An 18,628-nucleotide genomic window follows, 5' to 3' on the forward strand; every position below is an offset into this window, starting at 1 on the left:
TTTGACAAAGAACAAGTTGGCATCGATTTGCGGCCCCCGGATTTGGGTTCGTTCGGCGCGCTTTCACCGTCTCTTCACGCGGCTCCTCACTCGTTGCGAGATGGCTTACCGGACGCGGAGGCCGCCAGCCTGACCTCTCGCACGTCCTATAGGGATTATGGGACCGGCCGATCGATCCGAAGCGATCGCCCGGGAAATCCGCCGGAGCCGCCCGACAATCGGGACGCGCCGGGGGGCTTGAGCCCATAACTTCATGACGGGCGAGGGTCGTACGGTCGGGAGCCTTCGGGATGAGCAGGCCAGCGGCGGATCGGACGGCCCGGAGGATTCAGGGGCTCTGCGACTCGGGGATGTTGGGAGCCTGGAGCGACGGCCGCTTGCTGGGCCGATTCGCCGACGGCGAGGGGGTCGAGCGCGAGGACGCCTTCGCGGCCCTCGTGCTGCGCCACGGGCCGATGGTCCTGGGGGTCTGCCGGCGGATGCTCGGCGGGGGGGCCGACGCCGACGACGCCTTCCAGGCGGTCTTCCTCGTCCTGGCACGCAAGGCGGGCTCGCTCCGGGACGCCGAGTGTGTCGGAGCCTGGCTCCGCGTCGCGGCCGTGCGCACCGCCCGAGAATGCCGACGGCACCTGCTGCGGCTCCGGGACCGCGAGGGGGCACCGCTCGATGATCGCCCCGCGGCGAACTTCGACGCCGATCGGTTCGAACTCCGGGCGATGCTGGACGAGGAGCTGGGGCGGCTGCCCGGGCGATATCGCGAGGCGATCCAGCTTTGCGAGCTGGACGGCGTCCCCCGCCGCGAGGCCGCCTCGCGCCTGGGCCTCGCCGAGGGGACCCTGTCGAGCCGCCTCGCCCGGGGCCGTTCGCTCCTGCGCGACCGGCTCGCCCGCCGGGGCCTGGCCGTCGGCGGCCTGGGAGTCGTCATGACGCCCGACGCCCGCTCCGCAACCTTGCCCGACGCCGCCCTACGCCTCGCCTTGAACGCCATCCCGACGCGTGCGGCCACCGGGACGGTCTCGGAGGCCGTCGCCTCCCTGGCCGAAGGAGTCCTCGCCATGCTCGCCCTTTCCCGCTGGATGTCGCTCGTCAAGACCGGCGCCCTGCTCGCCTCGCTCGCCCTCGGGGCCGGTCTGGCCTGGGGATACTCGGGGCTCGGAACTCCTCCGACCGCGGCCGCCCTTCCTCCGGCACCCTCCGCCTCGTCGGGCCCGGAAATCGCCCGGGGCATGGTCGTCGGCGAGGCCGGCGAGCCGGTGGCCGGGGCTCGCGTGCTGATCAACGCCTATTCTCCAACGGAGATCCGGGGTGCGACGGCTCCGGACGGTTCGTTCGCCATCGAGACGGAGGATCGCGTGGTCGACGGACGTTCGATCCTGGTCCAGGCCGACGACGGTCGCGTCGGGGCCTTCGCCTACGGCGACGACGTGCCACGGGCCCGCGCTTCGGAGTCGGTCCGGATCGTGGTGAAACCGGGCCGGGCGATCCGCGCCCGGGTGGCCGACGCGAGCGGCGAGCCGGTCGCGGGGGCCGGCGTGGAGGTTGTCGCCCGTCAAAGGATCGTGGCCCACGCCGAGACCGGGGCCGACGGCGTCGCCCGGCTGATCGTGCCCGAAGCCGACGAAGTGCGCTGGATCGTCGCCCAGAAGGCGGCGACCGGGCTCGACTACGCCGAGTTCGGCGACCACGACTACAAGGCCGTCCGCCCCGCCGGCCTCGTCGTCCAGGAGCTGCCCGAACAGGTGTCGCTCCGCCTCGCCCCGCCCCAGACGTTTCAGGTCCAGGTGGTCGACCCGGGCGGCAAACCGGCGGCCGGGGTCGGGTTCCAGGTCCAGGGCCTTTGGATCCCAGGCCGACGAACCGCCGTCCGTTACCCGAGCCGAATGCTGGAGGCGGCTTCGACGCCGGACGGGGTCGTTCGTTTCGACTGGCTCCCGGCGACATTGCAGGGAGCGGGCGTCATCCCTTCCGATCCTGGCGACGGCTACGGCACCGTCAGCCTCTCGTCCGATCCGTCCGTGCCCGTGGTGGCGAGGCCGACGCCTCGGGCCGAACTCGGCGGACGAATCCAACTGCCCGACGGTTCGCCCGCGATCGACGTCCGCGTCTCCGCGAAGTCCTGGATGGCAGGGTCGATGGTCGCGATTTTCGCGACACGGAGCCGGGGGGATGGGACCTATTCGATCCGGGTGCCGGCAGGGGAACGCTACTCGGTCTGGGTCGAAGACGAGGACTGGGCCGCCGCTTCCCGCATGGACGTCGTCCCCGAAACGGGGCCTCCACCGGCCCGGATCGACTTCACGCTCACGAAGGGGATTCTCCTCCGGGGCGTCGTCACGGCCGGGCCGGAGCGTCGGCCGCAGCTGGGTGCCCGCATCTCGATCGTCGAACGGGGACAGACGCGCCCCGCCGCCCAGGCCGTACCCGCTCCGCCAGGCGCGACGGAGATGGAATTCGCGCCGGTCGGGATACCTCGCGAGGCGAGGCTGGCCTCCTTGCAAGCCACTCAACGGTCCTGGCTCAAGCGGACCGACGCCGAGGGCCGGTATGAGTTCCGGCTCGGCCCTGGTTCCTATGATCTGATCAGCGACACGAATCCGAGGGGCGAGACCATGACCCTCGGCCTCGAACAGAACGAGGTCGTCCGCGACTTCCACGCCGCCCGACCTTCGGAGCGGCGGCTCGTCGGTCGGGTCGTGGACCAGCGGGGCGTGGCCGTGCCCGGGTCGCGCGTGGAGGTCGCGAGCAGCGACGGCGCGGCGGCGTATCGACCTCTCCTTACAGACGCCGAAGGCCGATTTCGGCTCGATTGCCGGACGATACCGCTGGGCGTCGAAGTGGTGAGCGCCGACGGCGCCGCCGGTGGGTTCGTCGAGGTCGGCCCCGACGCCGACGAGGTCCTGATCACCCTGGAGCCGACCGCCAAGGCGACGGGTGTCCTCCTGGACGAGGAGAATCGGCCGCGACCGCGGCAGGTCCTGAGTTGGCTGCGAGTCCTCGCTATCGACTCGCGGCCGATCTCAACCAATTCGATGAGTGACGCCTTGTCGATCACCGACGATGTCGGCCGATTCACCTCGCCGCCGCTGTTCGTCGGCCGGGTCTACCGTGCCGAGCTGCTCCCCCAGTCGTCGACCCCGCCGGCCTTCGCCAGCTACGGGATCGGGCTGGTCGAGCCTCGGGGGCCGGGGATCCTCGACCTCGGCGAGATCCGCGTCGACGTGCTACCCCACAGTCGAACGACGGCGGGCCTGAATCGACGCTGACCCCGGCGAGCTTGCAAAGTCCCGAACGCGAAAAGGCCGCCGGCGCGACGTGGGTCGCTCCGACGGCCTTTCCTCATCTCGATCGCCCGGGGATTACCAGGCGAAGTGGGCGAAGGCCTTGTTGGCCTCGGCCATGCGGTGGACGTTCTCGCGGCGGGTGACGGCGGCGCCTTCGCGGTTGTAGGCGGCCATCAGCTCGTCGGCGAGCTTGATCGCCATCGGGCGGCCCTTCTTCTCGCGGGCGGCCATGAGGACCCAGCGGATGGCCAGGGTCTGCTGGCGGGTCTTGTTGACCTGCATCGGCACCTGGTAGGTGGCGCCGCCGACTCGCTTGGAGCGGACCTCGATGAGCGGCTTGACGTTCTCGATGGCGCGGGTGAAGACGTCGATCGGCTCGTCGTTGGGGAGCCGCTTGTGGATCAGCTCCATCGCATCGTAGAAGATGCGGATGGCGACGCTCTTCTTGCCGTCGTGCATCACGCAGTTGATGAACTTGCCGGCCAGCTTCGATCCGTATCGGGGATCGGGCCGGAGGTGGGTCTTGCTCGCCGTGAACTTGCGGGCCATGAATGTCGATCCTGCGGGGATAAGGGCACGTGGATTCGGGGAGAACCACCGCCCCCGGCGCGAGCCTGCGGGTCATCGCGGCTCGGAGCGGGCCGGGGTCGGCTCGACCGGCTTACTTCTTCTTGGCGGCACCCTTCGCGGGGGCGGCCTTCTTCTTCTGCGCCCCGTACTTGGAGCGGGCCTGGCGACGGTCGCCGACGCCCTGGCAGTCGAGCACGCCGCGGACGATGTGGTAGCGGACGCCCGGGAGGTCGCGGACGCGGCCGCCCCGGATCAGCACGATCGAGTGCTCCTGGAGGTTGTGCCCCTCGCCGCCGATGTAGGCGGTGATCTCCTTGCCGTTGGAGAGCCGGACGCGGGCCACCTTGCGGAGGGCCGAGTTCGGCTTCTTCGGGGTCATCGTCTTGACCTGCAGGCAGACGCCCCGCTTGAACGGGCAACCCTCGAGCACCGGCGACTTCGTCTTGTACTGGACGGGCCGGCGCGGCTTGCGAACGAGCTGATTGATGGTCGGCATGTTCTCGTCGTTTCCCTGTCGTCCTTATCGTGTCCTGGTCGCGGCCATGAGTCGGCCACGGCGGCCAGGAGATCGCCGCGAGGCGGGCAGCTCCCTCGGAACCCGCGTCGCGTCGGCCCGAAGCAACTTTCGGACGACGCTCCCCGGTCGGATTCTGGCGGTCTATCCCGAGCCAAAGCATTTAGTGTACCGGGCCGGCCAGTCCTGTCAAGGATGTTGACACCGCGATTCCCCGCCCCTACCATCGCCCGAGACGGAACGCCCCCCCGCCTCGGAACGATGGAGCGTCGCTTGATCCGGGTCGCCTGGCTGTACGACATGAACGCCTGCTACGCGCCCACCGGGGTCACCCGGCACGCGCTGGCGCAGCTCGAACGCCTGGCCGCCCGCGACGACGTCGACCTGAACGTCGTCTCCGGCAAGATCGACCATCCCGACGGCCGGGCCTACTGGCGACGGCTGGGCGACGCCCCCCGTCGCGAGCTTCCCGTGCGCACCCGCGACCTCCTGCGATGGTGGCGGCTGGCCCCCCTGCCCCCGTTCGAATGGCTCGCCGGGCCGGCCGACTGGGTCTACTGCCCGGCCGAGTTCCGCGTCCGGACGCGCCGGGCGAAGGTCGCCGTCACCAGCCACGACGTCCTGCAGGGCTTCCGGTTTGGCTCCGAGCGGCTCCGGCGCAACGTCGCGAACGCCTTCCTCCACGCCGACCTCATCCTCTCGGTCTCGGAGTTCAATACGGACGAGCTCTTGGAGGCCTCGCCGGAACTTCGGGGGAAGGTCGCCTACGTGCCGAACGCGGCCGAGGACCTCTTTTTCGAGCCCTGCCCCGCCGCCGACCGCGAGAGCATCCGCGCCGACCTGGGGCTGCCGGCCGGCCTTCCTTATTTATTGTCCGTGGCCAACTTTCAGGAGCGGAAGAACCTGATCCGCCTGATCCGCGCCGCCGCGACCCTCCCGGAGGTGGCCGCCGGCGAGCTGGCCCTGGTCCTGCTGGGCTCGGGCGCCCCCGAGGAGGAGCGCGGCCTGCGCGAGGCGATCGCCGCCGTCGGCCCGAAGGCCGTCGTCCGCCTCCCCGGCTATCGCCAGGCCGAGTCCCTCCGCGCCGCCTACGCCGAGGCGACGGCCCTGGTCTTCCCGTCGCTCTGCGAGAGCTTCGGCATACCCGCCGTCGAGGCCATGGCCCAGGGGACTCCCGTCGCGCTCGCCGACTCCACCGCCCTCCCCGAGATCGGCGGCGAGGCCGGCTGGTACTTCGACCCCACTCAGGAAGAAGCGATCGCCGGGGCCCTCCGCGACCTCCTCGACCGCGGCGACGAGCGGGCCCGCCGCGTCGAACTCGGCCGGACGATCGCCGGCCGATACCGCTGGCAGGCGGCCAATGACCTGCTGGTGGCGGCGCTCTCGGCTCACGGCTGAGGGGTTCCCAGGAGGGTTTCGAGTTCCCGGAGGCGTCCTTCGCCGGGCGTCGCTTGCGCCCGATGATGGGCCGCCCGGTGGAACATCCCCCGTGCAACGAGGCCCCGGAGGAACGCCCAGGTCTCGGGGCCGTCATACGCCCCGGCCACGATGTCGAAGACGACCGGGGCGGGCGCGTCGGGGAGCAAGGCGAACGCCGACGCGAGCAGGGCCCGGAGGTCGTCGGCGTGCCGCGCGACGGCTGGGAGACCGGGGGCGTGGACGGTGTCGAAGTCGTACCAGCGGGCGGTCCCGGTCGACGGATCGTAGGCGACGTTGTGCAGCGTGGCGTCGCCGTGGCTGAACAGGCCCTCGCCGCCCTCGGGGAGGCGGAGGGTCACGCGGTGCGCCTCGCGGAGGGCGAGCGTCGCGGCCTCCAGGCCCCGGAGCCGCCCCTCGGGGGTCGACCGGCCGTCTCCCGCATACTCGGCGAGGGGGAGGCCGGGCCAGCGCGGCATCAAGAGCCATCCCCCCGCCTCGCTGCGGCATCCGACGCCGTGCAGATGCCGGTTCGCCTCGCGTTCCCAGGCGTGCCACAGGCGATCCCCCGGCACGCGGACCCCGGCCCGGCTGAGGTTCAGATAGACGTTGGCGAGGGCGATGATCGGCCGCGCGAAGCGGCGGTGCCGCTTGGCGATCCAAGGCGTCCCGTCGGGGCCGCGGCGCGGCTCGACCTCGTTCAGCCTCAGGCAAGCCAGCCGCCGAAGCAGCCGGCTCGCCGGCCCGCCGTCGTTCACGACGACCCCCCGGACGCCCGCCGGTCGAACGATTCCGCGATCGATCCGGGGGGATGGCGAATGCGGTCACAATAGTGGACCCGGCCCCGAAAGCTCACGATCGCCCATCCGTACTTGGCCAGCGTCCGGACGTAGCCGAAAGGCTGCAGCTCCATGCGACGGCCGGAGCTGAGCGCCACGAGGGTGCGATCATAGATCAGCCGGCGGCGGCGTGAGCGGTAGAGCCCAGCCAGAATCGGCCACTCCTCGCCGATGGCGACCCGCTCGTCGAACGGCCCGAACTCCTCGAATGCCGCGCGGGTGCAGAACATGCAGGCGGGCATCGCCTTGGCCCGCGCCAGCGGGAGGCGGCGGACGGCGTTCCAGAAGGCCCACCAAGCCCTCGCGGTCAGGCCGCCGTCGAGCGCCCCCAGCCGGGTGAAGCCGGCCTCGAAGCGGCCGAGGCGGCAGTGGGCGACGACCCGGCGGATCGCCTCCGGGGGGAGGTGGGTGTCGGCGTCCAGGAACAGGAGGATGTCGCCCCGGGCCGCCCGCGCGCCGAGGTTCCGAGCGTGCGCCGCGCCCCTGGGGGCGCAGGTCAGCCGGCGCACGCCGACCGACTCGGCGTAGAGGCGAAGGATCTCCGGGGTGCGATCGGTGCTGGCGTTGTCGACCACCAGGATCTCGACCGCGTCCCCGGGCCCGGCCGCCGCTTCGAAGACGGCGCACGAGCGGAGGATCGATTCCAGGGTGGACCCGATGAGCGCCTCCTCGTTGCGGGCCGGGACGACGACGCTGACCGCCGGGACGCGACTCATGCCCGCGAGCCTCGGTCGCGGTCGCGGCCGGGGGGATGTTCGAGGATCAGCAAATCGCGACTCGCGGCCCCGCCGAGGCCGGGTTCCGCCTCGATCGACCGGACGACCAAACCGGATTCGGCGACGACCCTGAGGAGCCGCCCCCGGGTGAAGCGGCGCCGGGGCCGCAGCGGATCCGCCGCGGGGGGGATCAGCCCGAACGCCCGGCAGGCCCGGAAGGCCAGCGTCCCCTGCAACGCCCCCCGGAGCCCCAGGGCGGCGCGGCCCCAGGCCCCCCGGTGGGTCGACTGGACGAGCACCACGCCCCGAGACGCCACCCGGCCGGCCTCGCGGAGCAGGGTCGACGGGTCGTCGGCGTAGGTTAAGACGTGAAGAACCAGGCACATGTCGAATTCATCGCGATGGAAAGGGAGTCGGACTCCGTCGAACAGTGCGGGCCCGGGGCCGACGACGTGGAAGTCGACCACGTCGACCTCGCGGCACGAGCCTCCCGCGAGCCGCTCCAGGGCCCTCGCATTATGGCCCGTCCCCGAGCCGACGTCGAGCAGGCGGGGGGACGCGGGGAGGTGGGGCGCGAGGCGCCGGGCCAGGGCGTCGGCCCGCCGTCGCAGCCGGTCGTCGAACAGCCTCCGGATCGCGGCGTTCACGGCGGCGGCCCCCCCGCCCGGGCGGCGCCCGGCTCCGCGAGCAGGACCGGCGTACGGCCCCGCCCGATCAGCCGCTCGACCACGCGGACGGCCCGCGGGAGGAGGCCCCGCCCCGCGTCGGCCGGGTGGAGCACGACGCAGGGCAGCGAGCCCGGCCGCAGGCGGTGCAGCGCATCGCCGAGCCGCGCGCCGGCCGGTCCCAGCGGTGCGAGCACGCCCCAGTCCCACGACCAGGTCGCCAGCCCGATCGGCGGGGCGTCGACGAATTCGAGCGAGGAGAACCCGGCCCGGAACCGGAATCCGTGGCGGGCCAGCTCGGCCATCCCGGCCCGACCCGACCGCCAGGCGGGGGGGACGAAGCCCTCGACGGGCCGGCCGAGACGCCGATCGAGGATCGCCCGCCCCGCCTCCAGGCGCCGCCGGGTCTCGTCGAGCGACAGCCCGTCCAGCTCGTTCGACCGCCCGGAGAGCATCGCGATCGGGCCGAGTCGATCCTGACGATGGGCGAATCCGTGCATCAGGAAGGCCCCGGCCGATCGTTCCAGGACGCGGAGGAAGCGCGCGTCGCGGCGGCCGGCCCCCAGCGCGGCGCCGTGCCAGCAGGGGACGACCGCGGCGGAGAGGCGGTCGCCGACCAGCGGTGCGATCGCCCGCCGGACGTCGGCGAGGTGTTCGGCGAGCGCCGGGGCGACGTCGTGCACGACGACGGCGAAGCTCGACGAGACTTCGGCGGGGGCGGCGGTCGTGCTCACACCTCGCTCTCCACCCGTTCGGCGTCGGGGCGGTCGGACCACCAGGAGGAGGCGGCGTCGGAGTCGACGATGCGGGAGGAAGGGGGTTCGGCGGGCTCGGGGTCCTCGTAGCCGCCGAGGGACCAGACCAGCTCGCAGTTGTGGTGGACGTCGAGCATGGTCAGGGTCTGCACGGCGCGGAGGATCAGGATCTGGTCGCTCCAGAGGTCGGTCTTGAGGAGGACGTCGTGCAGCCGGGCGCGGACCTCGGCCCAGGGGTCGGCCCCCCCCTGCCCCAGGACGACGCGGAACCAGCCCCGGGTCACGCGGCGGTGGCGCCGCAGGAAGGTCGTGATCCGCTTCCGCGCGGCGGCGTCGAAGCGGGCGAACTGGGGGAGGTCGAAAAGGCGGCGCCACGGCGGGACCTTGCGCGGCACCGGCCGCCAGATCCGCCGGGGGTTGAGGATCGGGTCGGGGAGCCCGGTGGGGAGCTTCCTGAGGTTGGACGTGGGCGAGGCGGCGTAGTCGGCCAGGATCGTCAGGGCCTCGATCGAGAGGGCCAGCGTGGCGACGTCGTCGTGATCGAGCGCGCAGGCGGCGACCAGGGCGCGGAGGGCCTCGCCGGCGCGGTTCGCCAGGTAGGGGGTCTCGGCGGCGAGGAACGCCGGCAGGTCTTCGAGCGTCCAGCCGAAGCGGCGGAGCCAGCGGGCCGTCCAGGCCAGCCGCCGCTGATGGTCGCGGCGGATCTGGTCGGCGATGATCCGGTCCTTGCGCGAGGCGCCGATGAAGTCTAGGTCGGATTCCATCGTCGAGTCGAACGCGAGAGAGGCCGGCGCGGAGGGGAGGCGGAGGCCCAGGTACTCCACGTCGAGCCGCGCGCGGAGCCAGAGCGAGCCCATGAACACCGGCTTGCGCATCCGATGGATCTTGCGATGGGCGGCGGCGTAGGAGTCGGCCGGGACGTCCTTGTCGCGGCTCACGCGGGGGTTGAGGATGTGGTGGACCCCCTGGTAGACGCCGCGGACGGCGATCCAGGCGCTGCGGAAGATCGCGGCGGAGACGACGAGCGGGAAGAGGGCGATCCGGCCGCCCGAGAGTCGGGCCTCATAGAACGTGTAAGGGTTGATGGTCCGCTGGGCCGGAGGCAGGTCCTGGAGCGGGAAGCTGCGGAACGCCCGGCGGACGTTCTGCTGGCGGTCCTTGCGGACGAGTTCCGCGACCTGGGGGCCGAAGCGGCCGAGGATCTCGGCGTCACGCTCCGGCTCGTCGGCGAGGAAGTCCATGGCGGTGAACTCCACCGTCTCCAGGAACGCGGCGGCCTCGTGGCGCCTCGGGGCCCTGGGGGGGAGCGGGGCGGGGTCGCGGACCTCCAACGGCTCCGGGACGTTGGGCGCGGGGAGGCGGACCTCGTCCGGGTCGATCCTCAGCCGCTCGGCCAGCCAGACCTGGAAGGCGCGCCGGCGTTCGGGGGGCGAGCAGGCCAGGCGGTCGAGCGGCACGGCGTTGGCGTTGTAGTCCAGGAGCAGGACGGCCGTCTCCTGGACGATGATCCGGGTGATGTAGTTGAACCAGAGGTACGGGCCCCCCAGCAGCCCCCCCGCCCGGCTCAGGTCGAGCTTGCCCAGGGCCCGGCTCTCGCGGAGCACGAAGTCGAGCCGGCTGCGGCGCAGGTTGGCGAGGGCCAGGTTCCCCAGCAGCTGGACCGAGGTCTTCACGTCGCTGCGGTGGAAGGGCGAGCCGTCCAGGTAGTCCTGGTAGAGCAGCCGGATGTTGCGCAGGAAGGTCAGCTCGCGGTTGGCGAAGCGGGTCTGGGGCCCGGCGAACAGGGCCTCGACGTCGGCGGCGGCGGTCGGGCGGTCGGAGTAGAGTTCGGGCTGGTGGTCGTCGGCGGCCCGCATGGCCAGCTCGGGGTCGACGACCCGTTCGGCCAGGAACCGGGCGTCCTGCTCGCTGCGACGGGCCTTGAAGGTCTTGGTCTGCGAGGCGAACTGGGCCTCGACGATCCGCTCGCTGAAGTCGGCCGACTGGTTGGCGATCTTGCGGAGCCACGAGCCGAGCGACCAGATCGCCAGGCAGATGGCGCCGAGGACGATCACCGGCCACCCCAGCCGCCTCTGCACCGCGTCGACGAACGGCCGGAAGACGCTCAGGAAGGTGATGAGGTTCACCACCAGGAAGAGCACCAGGAACGCGGTCCCCAGCCAGAGCAGGCGCTTGGCCGGGGTGCGGGTGGCGTTGACCAGCGTCAGCCCCAGGCGATCCAGGAAGATGGCCGGCGAGAGCGTGGCCTGGAGGTCGGCCAGGAAGTAGATCACGTCCAGCCCGCGCTGGATCGCGTAGCCGACGTAGTTCGCCGCCAGCGTGACGGCCTCGGCCGGCGACTTCTCGCGGTGGGCGACCAGGCTGCGGATCAGGGGGAGCCGCCGCACGAGGGGGACGTCGAGGACCCGGATGTAGGCGTCCACCGAGTTGACGAACCCCTGACCCATGCGGTCGACGAGGGTCTCGGGCGTGAGCTGGATCAGCCGCTCGACCAGGGCTTCGACGGGGATTTCGCGGTCGTCGCGGTGCTCGCTCAGGGGCTCGATGTGGCGGTCGGGGAGGAATTCGAGCCGCACGGCGAGGTCCGCGAGCCGTCGCGACGCCAGGGCGTCCTGCTGGTCGCGATGGAGGCGGCGGCCGACGGCGGCCTCGACGGATTGGAGGTCGGCGCGGAGCGACGCCAGGCGGTGCCGGTCGCCCGACTCGGCGCGGTGCTCGCGGCTGGGCTCGAACAGGAGGATGTTGCGGTTCAGCAGCCCGGCGTTCCGGCGCACCAGGCGGTCGCTCAGCCGGAGTGCGAACAGGACCAGTCGCATCAGCCGGACGACCGGGATCGCCAGCCGGAGCAGCTCCAGGATGCGGGCGAGCCGCAGGTAGCGCAGGAGCCAGAGCGTCTCCTCGCCCCGGGTCGTGAGGTGCTCGTCCAGCGCGTAGGCCAGGAAGCCGAACGGCAGCGACGCCAGGAAATCGACGGCGAAATGGCGGACGAGATACCGTCCCTTCGCCGGCGCGAGGATCAGCCGCAGGGTGAATTCGGCGAGCAGGCCCGAGCAGACGAACAGGTCGAGCCAGGCGAACAGCTCGCGGCGTCCGGGCGAGAGCCCGCCGGAGCGGTCGAGGAACGTCTCGGTCACGATCAGGAGCGAGAGCGCGACGATCAGGAGCAGGACGACGTTCTCCAGCCACGACGCGACGCGGGCCCCGAGCAGGTTGCGGAGCCGGAGCGTCAGAAGCTTCTCCTGCCACTCCGACCCGACGTTGCGGCGGAGCCCGCGGACCCCGACGAGGGCCTCGTCGAGCCGTCGGACGTCGTCCGGCGAGAGTCGCCGGCCCTCGGGGGCGCGTCGGCCGGCGCGGCGGGTCGCCCGGATGCCGTCGGCGAGCCGGTCCAGGTCCTCCCCCGCCGTCTCCAGGCGGAGGACGGCCCGGCGGAGGGGGGCGTCCTGGAGGAAGGCGATCATCTCGGCCAGCTCGTCGCGGGCGCCCTGCACGATCCGCTCGCAGGACCGCGCCGCCTCGGCCGGCGGCAGGGCCAGGAGGCTGGCGTCGAGCCGCTCGGCGACCTCTTCGCGGCGGGCGGCCAGGGCCTTCGTCCAGGCCTCGGGGTCGTCGCCGGGCCGCTCGACGTCGGGGGCGATCGAGGACTCGTCCTCGACGTCCGTCGCGGCCTCGGCCTCGTCGACCGACTCCAGGGCGCCGACGCGGGCCTGGAGCCGCGAGAGCTTGTTGCGCACGGAGGCCAGCCGCTCGGGCGTGGAGTCCTCGTAGGCCGCGTCCAGCTCCTTGCGGACCCGACGCTCCAGGAGGATCCCCCGCATCCGCTCGCAACGGGCGCGCAGGGCCTCGCGGCGGGCGCGGGCCTTGGGCGAGGGCCGGGGCTCGGCTTCGAGCAGGTGCCGCACCTTCGCCAGCTCGACCTCCAGCCAGGCGGCCGGCCCCGGCCCCGGCGCCCCTTCCAGGCGGTCCAGGAGGTGGGCGAACCATTCGAGGTCGCCGCGCGCGGCGTCGAGCGCCAGCAGGCGGCGGAGGGCGTCGGGGTGGGCCTGGGTCGCCTCGGCCTGCAAGGCGGCGCGTTCGCGGATGGTCCATCGGCGGAGCCGCGACGCCATCAGCCGACGGGCGTCGCCCTCGGGCTCGGCCGCGGCCAGCAGGTCGTCGACGGCCCGCTTCAGCTCGGCCAGGCCTCGGACCACGGCGCGGCGGAGTCGCTCGGTCCCCGCGTCGGGCGGGTGGGCGTCGAGCCCGGCGCGGATCTTCCAGCCGGCCTCGACGTGCGCCAGCAGCCTCCCCAGCCGCGACGCGCGGGCGTGGTCGTCCGAGGGGTCCTCGACCTTGCGGGCCAGGCCGCGGGCCTGCTCGCACCACGCGCGCTCGTTCCAAGTGATCTCGGCCACCGATGGTCGCTCCGCCCGCGGGGATCGGACCCGTCACGCCGATCGATCATAACAAGATTCGGCGGCCGAGTCGGGCCGATCGGGGCGGATCAGGCCGGCAGGTGCTCGCGGAAGAACCGCAGCCAGTTGCCGTGGAAGACGGCGTCGATCGCGTCGTCGGCGTAGCCGCGGGCGGCGAGGTAGCCGTCGAGCTTCTGGAGGTCGGAGATCCGGTCCAGCCCCTTCGGCGTCTGCTCGGTGCCGAAGCCGCCGTCGAGGTCGCTGCCGATCGCGACGTGGCGGTCGCTCCCGGCGAGCTGGCAGATGTGGTCGACGTGGTCGACCAGGGCTTCGAGGCCGACGACCTCGCGCGAGGTCTTCCCCCGGACCCAGCCGGGATGCATCATCCAGGCGTCGAGCGCCACGCCGATCACGGCGTCGCGCTCGATCAGGAGCCGGATCTGCTCGTCGGAGAACTGACGCTGGGCGGGCACGAGGGCGCGACAGTTGTTGTGGCTGGCGAGGATCGGGCCCGAGAAGGCGTCGAACGCCTGGAAGAAGCCCTCGTCCGAGAGGTGGGTGACGTCCAGGATCAGGCCCAGACGCTCGAACTCGCGGAGGAGTTCCCGGCCCGCCGGGGTCAGCGGGCCCTCCTCGCCGGTGCCGACGGCGTAGCGGCTCGGGCCGTAGTGGGCGAGGTTCGCGGTGCGGAGGCCCAGGTCCCACCAGGCCTCGGCGTGATCGGGCGCGACGATCGGGTCGGAGCCCTCCATCGCCAGGATGTAGCCGATGGGCGTCGAACCGGGGGCGGCCTCCCACTTCGCCCAGTGGTCGTCCAGCTCGCCACGGGTGCGGATGGGCCGCAGGAGGCCGCGGCGCTCCAGCAATTCATAGTAGGCGAGCTGCCCCCGGGCGGCGGCCGAGGCGGCGTCCTGCGTCCGCCAGTCGAGGTTGGCGCGGGGCGGGCCCTGGGCGAATTCGTCCCATCGGCTGACGACCTTGGCGCGGGCGAGGAGCGTCGCCTGGCAGATCGCGACGCCCCCCCGGCGCATCTCGGGGAGGCTGGTGGTGGCCCTGCCCCGCCCGGGGTGGTCGGTCAGTCCCGCCTCCTGAGCGTTCATGGCGTCCAGGTCGAGCGTGAGGTCGCGGTTCCAGCCCAGGGCGTTCCAGGCCAGGTCCAGGTGGCCGTCGATCAGGCGTCGCATCGTGGCGGGTCGCTCCGTGTCGGCCTCGGCTCAGCGGCGTCGCGGCTGACGGGGGCGCTCGGCGGCGCCCCAGTAGCTGTGCGACGAGTTCATGTAGTTGTCGACGAGGTACCTCGCCCCGAAGATGGCCGCGATGTTCAGCAGGACGACGAGGTACGTCTCCCACTTCGAGAGCTCGAACATCCAGAAGAAGCCGACGACCATGACCGCCAGCTCGGCCATAATGCTGAAGAACGGGAGCGGCACCCAGGTGCCCACCCCTTCGGCCAGGACCATGATCCCGGCGAGCTTGAGCATGACGACCGAGAGCGGGCCGAAGTCGCACTCGATCAGCTTCGAGGCGACGATCACCGCCACGATCCCGGCGGGGATCTGGATCAGGAGCTTCTGGAGCGAGCCCTTCACGGCGTACTGCGCCGCGTCCGGCCCGGCGGAGAGGTAGGCCTCCCCCCCGATCAGGGCCAGGCCCACGAGGAGCATCATGAAGGGGGCGCTGCGGTGCGACCCCGAGCGAAGCAGCGACATCGGTGTTTCACTTCCGGTTGGGGGTGAATCGGCCCATCCCTCGGTGCAGCCAATTTGCCAGAGCCCGCGCCTCCCCGCAATGGCGGGCCGAGCGTTCGCGGCGGTTCGGTCCCTTGAAGGCTCCGGGGAGGGTTCCTAGAATCGGACGGTCCGAGGGGTCTCGGCGATCGCGAACCCTCCCCTGCCCGACCGACCGACCGAAGCCTCGCGCGAGAACCCAACCGATGGCCGAGCCCGACGCCGCGACCGACTCGAACCCGCTCCGTCAGGGGCTCCCCCGGGCCCAGGCCCCGCAGCCCTGCGCGATCGTCCTGTTCGGGGCGACGGGCGACCTGGCCCATCGCAAGCTCATGCCGGCCCTCTACAGCCTGTATCACCGGGGGAACCTCCCCACCGAGTGCGCCGTGGTCTGCTTCGCCCGCCGCGATTGGACCGACGAGGACCTCCGGCGCGAGTTCGAGAAGTCGATGACCGAGGAGGAGAAGGGGGACGACTTCAAGCAGGTCTGGCCCCAGTTCGCCTCGCGGCTGGTCTTCGCGCCCGGGACCTTCGACGACCCCGAAGCCTTCCAGAATCTCAAGGCGAAGCTGGAGGAACTGGACCAGACCCACGGCACGCGCGGCAATCGGGTCTTCTACCTGGCCGTCGCGCCGGAATTCTTCAGCCCGATCATCGAGCAGCTGGGCAAGGCGGATCTCGTCTACCCCTGGCAGCAGGAGAGCCCCTGGAGCCGGGTCGTGATCGAGAAGCCGTTCGGCCACGACCTGGAGAGCGCCCGGGCGTTGAGCCTGGACGCCTCGCGCGTGCTGGACGAGAGCCAGATCTACCGGATCGACCACTACCTGGGCAAGGAGACGGTCCAGAACATCCTGGCCTTCCGGTTCGGCAACAGCCTGTTCGAGCCCGTCTGGGACCGTCGCCTCGTCTCCTCGGTGCAGATCACCGTGGCCGAGGAAGTCGGCATGCCCGGCAATCGCGGGTCGTATTACGACTCCGCCGGCGCGATCCGGGACATGGTGCAGAACCACATGCTCCAGCTCCTCTGCCTGGTGGCGATGGAGCCCCCGGTGGACCTCTCGGCCGACGCCGTCCGCAACGAGAAGGTCAAGGTGCTGAAGGCCCTGCCCAGCTGGAGCCCGGCCGAGGTCTACGAGAACGTCGTCCGCGCGCAGTACACCGCCGGCTCGATCGAGGGGGAGGACGTGCCGGGCTACGTCCAGGAGAAGGGGGTCGCGCCCGACTCGAAGACCGCCCCGTACGTCGCCATCCGGCTCACGCTGAACACCTGGCGTTGGGCCGGCGTCCCCTTCTTCCTGCGGACCGGCAAGCGGCTCCCCAAGCGGGCCACCGAGATCGCCATCCAGTTCCGCCGGCCCCCGACCCAGCTCTTCGACGTGGAGCACGACGGGCCATCGGCCGGCAACCAACTGGTCCTGCGGATCCAGCCCAACGAGGGGGCGAGTCTCACGTTCGAGGCCAAGATCCCCGGCTCGCGAAGGCGCCTGCAGGAGGTCAGGATGGACTTCCGCTACGGCACCGCCTTCGCCGCCCCCCCGCCGGAGGCCTACGAGCGGCTCCTCCTCGACGTGATGCTCGGCGACCCGACGCTCTTCACCCGCACCGACGAGGTCGAGAACGCCTGGCGGTTCATCACCTCGATCCTCGACGCCTGGGACCGGCCCGACGCCCCCGCCCCGGCCGAGTACCCCGCCGGCACCTGGGGGCCCGCCGAGGCCGACGAGCTGGTCCGTCGCGATGGGGCCCGCTGGCGGCGGCTCTGATCACGGCGCCGGGGTTTCCCGTGGAACCGCCGGCTCGCACGCGGTCGAGGCCCTGGTAAGATCGGGACTCGTCTCCCGAGTGTTCATCCTCGATCCGTCCCACCCAGGCGGAGGTCCGCATGTCGGTCGCCCTGTACGTCGATCGTCGGATGCTCGAACACCGGCCCCCCGAGCGGCATCCGGAGAAACCCGAGCGGCTGGAGGCGGTCCTCCGCCACCTGAAGCGTACCGGGCTCCTGGACGCCTGCCCCGCCGGGACCGTCCGCGAGGCGACCGACGAGGAGCTGCGACGGGTCCACTCGGAAGCGTATCTCGCCTCGCTCCTGGACGTCGACCGCCGGGGCGGCGGGGCGCTTGAGGCCGACACCTGGATGTCGCCGGGCTCGCTCACGGCCGCCCGGCTGGCCGCCGGCGCGGCGATCGAGGCGGTCGGCGACGTGCTCGGCGGGAAGCATCGCCGGGCCATGGGGCTGGTCCGGCCGCCGGGGCATCACGCAGTCCCCGGCGGGGCGATGGGGTTCTGCCTCTACGCCAACGTCGCGGTCGCGGCGCGCGAGGCCCTGTCCCGCCACCAGGTCGACCGGATCCTGATCGTCGACTTCGACGTCCATCACGGCAACGGCACGCAGGACGTCTTCTACGAATCCGGCGAGGTCGCCTTCCTCTCCGTCCACCGCCACCCGTTCTATCCCGGCACCGGCATGAAGGATGAGACCGGCTCGGGGCCGGGACTGGGACTGACGACCAACATCCCCCTCCCCTTCAACACACCCCCCCGAGAGTTCCGAGCGGCGTTCCGCGCCGGGCTGCACGCCCTGGCGGACAGGCATCGGCCCGAACTGGTCCTCGTCAGCGCGGGGTTTGACGCGATGGCCGAGGACCCGGTGGGGGGACTGGGGCTCGACTTCGAGGACTTCGAAGCGATCACCCGCGACGTGGTCGACGTGGCGGAGGCCCATGCGCAAGGGCGGATCGTCAGCGTCCTGGAAGGAGGCTACAACCCGTCGCTCCTGGCCGGCTGCGTCGAGACTCATTTGAAGGCCCTGGGGGCGGGCCCGACGGCGAAGCCGTGAAGGGGAGCGAAGCGGAGCGAAGAGGCGGGAGGAATGACCCCGACGGGAGTCGAACCCGTGCTGCATGCGTGAAAGGCATGTGTCCTAACCACTAGACGACGGGGCCGTCGTACCGGACAGGGACCAATGTAGCGACTCGCTCCCGGGGAGGTCAACCCGAACTCGCGGCCTGTTCCAGCCGGTGCCGCGAAAGCGCTCGGACCGCCCCGAGAGAACGCCGATCGCCGACGAATCGAGGGAGCACGCCGAGGTCTTGCAACCCGACCCGCGGGTCGTTACTTTCTCGCAAACGGGCCGCACGCGACGGACGACGTGCCTCGGATCCCCGGAAGGGTGCGATGGTCAAGATCTTGATGATCGCCGGAGACGCCGCCGAGGCCCTCGAAGTCTTCTACCCGAAGGCTCGGCTCGAGGAGGAGGGCTGGACCGTCGAGATCGCCGCCCCCGAGAGGCGCGCGATCCAGACCGTGGTCCACGATTTCGAGCCCGGCTTCGGCACCTACACCGAGAAGCGCGGGTATCGCCTCGAAGCCGACCTGGCGATCGAGGCGATCGAGGCGGGGCGGTACGACGCCCTGGTCTTGCCCGGAGGGCGGGCGCCGGAGTATCTCCGGAACCTGGACCGGGTGCTCGACGTGACGCGTCGGTTCCTGGAAGGGGGCAAGCCGATCGCCGCCACCTGCCATGCGCCGCTGATCCTCGCGGCGGCGGGGTTGATCAAGGGGCGCATCCTGACCTGCTACCCGGAGCTGGCGAGGGACGTCCGCGCCGCGGGGGGAGAGTTCGTGGATCGCGAAGTCGTCGTCGACGGCAATCTCGTGACCGCCCGGGCCTGGCCCGACAACGGGCCCTGGATGCGGGAGTTCGTCAAGCTGCTGAAGTCGCGGGGCTAGTCGCCTGATGATCGATCGGGAG

The 18,628-nt window shown here is 71.8% G+C and carries 14 protein-coding genes and 1 tRNA gene; 5 read left to right on the plus strand and 10 right to left on the minus strand.

Translation table 11 applies throughout. The features are described from left to right. The first annotated feature begins 290 nt into the window (after nucleotides 1-290). On the plus strand, nucleotides 291-3,263 hold the full coding sequence (locus G6O68_RS13535) for a sigma-70 family RNA polymerase sigma factor (RefSeq protein WP_165248603.1): 2,973 nt from the start codon (nucleotides 291-293) through the stop codon (nucleotides 3,261-3,263). A 93-nt stretch (nucleotides 3,264-3,356) separates the two neighbouring features. Here the strand turns inward: G6O68_RS13535 and rpsG are convergent, their stop codons facing one another. Both rpsG and rpsL read right to left on the minus strand, forming a co-directional pair. Next, nucleotides 3,357-3,830 carry a 30S ribosomal protein S7 gene (gene rpsG, locus G6O68_RS13540; RefSeq protein WP_165248605.1) on the minus strand — a complete coding sequence of 158 codons (474 nt, stop codon included), beginning with the start codon at nucleotides 3,828-3,830 and terminating at the stop codon, nucleotides 3,357-3,359. Nucleotides 3,831-3,942: 112 nt separating this feature from the next. After that, on the minus strand, nucleotides 3,943-4,347 hold the full coding sequence (gene rpsL / locus G6O68_RS13545) for a 30S ribosomal protein S12 (RefSeq protein WP_165248607.1): 405 nt from the start codon (nucleotides 4,345-4,347) through the stop codon (nucleotides 3,943-3,945). A 291-nt stretch (nucleotides 4,348-4,638) separates the two neighbouring features. On the opposite strand from rpsL, the gene G6O68_RS13550 reads away from it, so the two are divergent. Continuing rightward, nucleotides 4,639-5,763, plus strand: a complete 1,125-nt coding sequence (locus G6O68_RS13550; RefSeq protein ID WP_240911169.1) for a glycosyltransferase family 4 protein — start codon at nucleotides 4,639-4,641, stop codon at nucleotides 5,761-5,763. Here the strand turns inward: G6O68_RS13550 and G6O68_RS13555 are convergent. From G6O68_RS13555 to G6O68_RS13585, 7 genes are all read right to left on the minus strand, one after another. After that, complete coding sequence (locus tag G6O68_RS13555; RefSeq protein ID WP_165248611.1) at nucleotides 5,754-6,539, minus strand: hypothetical protein; 786 nt, start codon at nucleotides 6,537-6,539, stop codon at nucleotides 5,754-5,756. The two genes, G6O68_RS13550 and G6O68_RS13555, sit on opposite strands and share 10 nt — an antisense overlap. Continuing rightward, entirely contained in the window at nucleotides 6,536-7,336 is an 801-nt protein-coding gene (locus G6O68_RS13560) for a glycosyltransferase (protein WP_165248613.1), read from the minus strand. Before G6O68_RS13560 ends, G6O68_RS13555 begins: the two co-directional genes overlap by 4 nt. Further along, nucleotides 7,333-7,983, minus strand: coding sequence for a methyltransferase domain-containing protein (locus tag G6O68_RS13565; protein WP_165248615.1), 651 nt, complete (start codon nucleotides 7,981-7,983; stop codon nucleotides 7,333-7,335). The genes G6O68_RS13560 and G6O68_RS13565 overlap by 4 nt, the downstream gene beginning before the upstream one ends. Then, the gene (locus G6O68_RS13570; RefSeq protein WP_165248617.1) at nucleotides 7,980-8,735 is read right to left on the minus strand and encodes a DUF2334 domain-containing protein; all 756 of its coding nucleotides are present in this window, start codon (nucleotides 8,733-8,735) and stop codon (nucleotides 7,980-7,982) included. Before G6O68_RS13570 ends, G6O68_RS13565 begins: the two co-directional genes overlap by 4 nt. Next, complete coding sequence (locus G6O68_RS13575) at nucleotides 8,732-13,150, minus strand: ion transporter (protein WP_165248619.1); 4,419 nt, start codon at nucleotides 13,148-13,150, stop codon at nucleotides 8,732-8,734. Before G6O68_RS13575 ends, G6O68_RS13570 begins: the two co-directional genes overlap by 4 nt. Nucleotides 13,151-13,239: 89 nt before the next feature. After that, on the minus strand, nucleotides 13,240-14,334 hold the full coding sequence (locus tag G6O68_RS13580; RefSeq protein WP_165248621.1) for a dipeptidase: 1,095 nt from the start codon (nucleotides 14,332-14,334) through the stop codon (nucleotides 13,240-13,242). A gap of 30 nt (nucleotides 14,335-14,364) precedes the next feature. Next, complete coding sequence (locus G6O68_RS13585; RefSeq protein ID WP_165248623.1) at nucleotides 14,365-14,859, minus strand: hypothetical protein; 495 nt, start codon at nucleotides 14,857-14,859, stop codon at nucleotides 14,365-14,367. 224 nt (nucleotides 14,860-15,083) lie between these two features. On the opposite strand from G6O68_RS13585, the gene zwf reads away from it, so the two are divergent. Then, nucleotides 15,084-16,640: a glucose-6-phosphate dehydrogenase gene (gene zwf, locus G6O68_RS13590; protein WP_165248625.1), complete on the plus strand. Its 1,557-nt coding sequence runs from the start codon at nucleotides 15,084-15,086 to the stop codon at nucleotides 16,638-16,640. A 119-nt stretch (nucleotides 16,641-16,759) separates the two neighbouring features. Next, nucleotides 16,760-17,713 carry a histone deacetylase family protein gene (locus G6O68_RS13595; RefSeq protein WP_165248627.1) on the plus strand — a complete coding sequence of 318 codons (954 nt, stop codon included), beginning with the start codon at nucleotides 16,760-16,762 and terminating at the stop codon, nucleotides 17,711-17,713. A gap of 34 nt (nucleotides 17,714-17,747) precedes the next feature. On the opposite strand, the gene G6O68_RS13600 is transcribed toward G6O68_RS13595, so the two are convergent. Then, nucleotides 17,748-17,819: transfer RNA gene (locus G6O68_RS13600), tRNA-Glu, on the minus strand. 232 nt (nucleotides 17,820-18,051) lie between these two features. Between G6O68_RS13600 and G6O68_RS13605 the strand changes: the two genes are divergently transcribed. Continuing rightward, nucleotides 18,052-18,606, plus strand: a complete 555-nt coding sequence (locus tag G6O68_RS13605) for a DJ-1/PfpI family protein (RefSeq protein WP_165248629.1) — start codon at nucleotides 18,052-18,054, stop codon at nucleotides 18,604-18,606. Nucleotides 18,607-18,628 lie beyond the last annotated feature (22 nt).

The sequence above is a fragment of the Paludisphaera soli genome, assembly GCF_011064595.1.
GTDB classification, from domain to species: Bacteria; Planctomycetota; Planctomycetia; order Isosphaerales; family Isosphaeraceae; genus Paludisphaera; species Paludisphaera soli.

What these genes read in the sequence shown, in the direction of transcription:
- zwf (WP_165248625.1), top strand. Translation starts at nt 15,084, where the DNA reads ATGGCCGAGCCCGACGCCGCGACCGACTCGAACCCGCTCCGTCAGGGG.
- G6O68_RS13535 (WP_165248603.1), top strand. Translation starts at nt 291, where the DNA reads ATGAGCAGGCCAGCGGCGGATCGGACGGCCCGGAGGATTCAGGGGCTC.
- rpsG (WP_165248605.1), bottom strand. Translation starts at nt 3,830, where the DNA reads ATGGCCCGCAAGTTCACGGCGAGCAAGACCCACCTCCGGCCCGATCCC.
- G6O68_RS13560 (WP_165248613.1), bottom strand. Translation starts at nt 7,336, where the DNA reads ATGAGTCGCGTCCCGGCGGTCAGCGTCGTCGTCCCGGCCCGCAACGAG.
- G6O68_RS13595 (WP_165248627.1), top strand. Translation starts at nt 16,760, where the DNA reads ATGTCGGTCGCCCTGTACGTCGATCGTCGGATGCTCGAACACCGGCCC.
- G6O68_RS13605 (WP_165248629.1), top strand. Translation starts at nt 18,052, where the DNA reads ATGGTCAAGATCTTGATGATCGCCGGAGACGCCGCCGAGGCCCTCGAA.
- G6O68_RS13580 (WP_165248621.1), bottom strand. Translation starts at nt 14,334, where the DNA reads ATGCGACGCCTGATCGACGGCCACCTGGACCTGGCCTGGAACGCCCTG.
- rpsL (WP_165248607.1), bottom strand. Translation starts at nt 4,347, where the DNA reads ATGCCGACCATCAATCAGCTCGTTCGCAAGCCGCGCCGGCCCGTCCAG.
- G6O68_RS13585 (WP_165248623.1), bottom strand. Translation starts at nt 14,859, where the DNA reads ATGTCGCTGCTTCGCTCGGGGTCGCACCGCAGCGCCCCCTTCATGATG.